1 protein-coding gene is annotated in these 537 nt (G+C 51.8%); it reads left to right on the forward strand.

The window, feature by feature from the left end; genetic code table 11:
• On the forward strand, positions 1-537 hold a 537-nt coding region (locus O3661_RS10600; protein WP_371493390.1), incomplete at both ends, for a transposase.

Raw genomic sequence — 537 nt, forward strand, 5'->3', positions numbered from 1 at the left:
AGCATCTTCTTCCAGCAAACCGCGCAAGCTATGATTGCCAAACACATCGACCGCTTCCCACTATTGAAGTTGGATCAGGTGATTGATTGGCAGCCGATCGAACAATACCTGAATCGTCAAAAAACCCGTTACCTTCGAGACCACCGCGGTCGTCCCGCCTATCCCCTGTTGTCCATGTTTAAAGCCGTCCTGCTCGGACAATGGCACAGCCTCTCCGATCCCGAACTCGAACACAGCCTCATCACCCGCATTGATTTCAACCTGTTTTGCCGTTTTGACGAACTGAGCATCCCCGATTACAGCACCTTATGCCGCTACCGTAACTGGTTGACGCAAGACGACACCCTGTCCGAACTGCTGGAACTGAGCAACCGACAATTGACCGAAAAAGGCTTAAAAGTAAAGAAAGCATCCGCCGCCGTCGTTGATGCCACCATTATTCAAACCGCTGGCAGCAAACAGCGCCAGGTCATAGAAGTCGATGAAGAAGGACAAGTCAGCGGCCAAACCACACCGAGCAAAGACAAAGATGCCCGT

The organism is Neisseria sp. 20925_1_37 (assembly GCF_041433255.1).
Taxonomy (GTDB): domain Bacteria; phylum Pseudomonadota; class Gammaproteobacteria; order Burkholderiales; family Neisseriaceae; genus Neisseria; species Neisseria flavescens_D.